We start from the raw sequence: 1364 nt of genomic DNA, 5'->3' as shown, positions 1-1364 counted from the left end.
GCTGCCACACGCTGCCCGGCTTGGCCAGCTGGTATTGCGCGCTGAACGGCGCTGACGGGTCCTTGCCGTCCGACCCCTGGAAGAGGGTGGCCGAGCCGTCCGTCCACACCACCACGAGATCGTCCCGGGCGGCGGCGGTGAAGTCGCCCGCCGCCGTCAGCCGGGCCTGCCGCCAGCGTTCCGGCCCGCCCAGCACGAAGGGTGGGGCGGGGGGCCGGTAGGGGCCCGGATCGTCGTGGCGGCCGTTCTGGGCGGCGTCGTAGAGGCGCAGCACGCGCTCGCCGTAGAGCGGGCTGTAGGAGATCCGGTCGTAGAGCGGGTCGCCGGCGGGGACGTCGGGGCCCCCGCCGTTGTAGCCGCCGACGTGGCCGATGATCTCGCCCGTGCCCTCCTTGGCGTCCAGGCGTGAGAACCAGGGGCCGCCCGAGACGCCGCCCCACATCCCGGCGCAGTCGATGCGCATCTGCTGGAAACCGGGCAGCGCCGCGGTGCGGGTGGCGCAACGCACCGGCCGGTCCTGCGGGTTGTGGCCCACCGTCGGGTAACCGACCACCGTGACGTCGTTGTCGGGGCGGGGCGTGCGGACGAGGGTGTTGGCCCCGGCCACGTCCTCCAGGCGCCGCCCGCCCTCGGGGGCGACGCGGCCGAAGGCGACGTCGAGGTCGGACTCGGGCCCGGTGGAGTTGCGCTTGTAGTGCGGGTCGAGGAACCACTCCGAGACGGGCCAGATGCCGTACGGCTGCCCGCCGAGGGGTTTCGCCGGATCGTAGTGGGGGACGAAGACCGCCTTGGCGCCGGTGCAGTGCCCGGCGGTCAGGATCAGACCGCCGCCGGGGCTGCGGACGCTGCCGGCCGAGCAGTAGTGCGCCCGCATCTCTCGGTCGACCTGGAAGAGCATGCCGACGGACCGGATGCCGTCGAAGTGAGTGGCCGCGTCCCCGCCGGGCCGGGCTCCCAGCGCTGCCTGCGGGGGTTTGGGCGTACGGGGTGCCGGGCCCGTACGCGTGGAGGGCGCCGGCGCGGGTGCCGAGGGGTCCGTGGCGGCGGCCAGGCGCTCCGGTGTCCAGAAGCGGAGGGCCGCCGCCGCGTCCCAGCCGTCGCCGGCGGCCTGGACGGGCGCGGCGGATGCCGGGGGAGCGGAGGCGAGGAGGGCCGTGCAGAGGGCGGCGGTGGCGGAGAAACGGCACAGGCCGCGTCTGAGGGACAAGGGTGCTCCAGGGGCGGGGAAGGGTGGGGGGTGAGGGGCACGGGTGCGGTGGCGTACGCCGGCGGCGGGCGCCGCGCCGGTACCTGGACCGGGCGCGGCGCCCGCCGCCGTGGCGTTCACCGGGCTGCTCGGATCAGCCGGCGAGCCGTACCTCGTT

1 protein-coding gene is annotated in these 1364 nt (G+C 75.8%); it reads right to left on the bottom strand.

Annotated features, from left to right (window positions below; all coding sequences use genetic code 11):
- A partial coding sequence (locus C3489_RS38015) for a trypsin-like serine peptidase (RefSeq protein WP_374936812.1) occupies positions 1-1207 on the bottom strand: 1207 nt, incomplete at its 3' end.
- Positions 1208-1364 lie beyond the last annotated feature (157 nt).

This window comes from Streptomyces sp. Ru71 (genome assembly GCF_002920535.1).
GTDB lineage: Bacteria > Actinomycetota > Actinomycetes > Streptomycetales > Streptomycetaceae > Streptomyces.
This window is presented reverse-complemented; position numbering and strand designations above follow the sequence as displayed.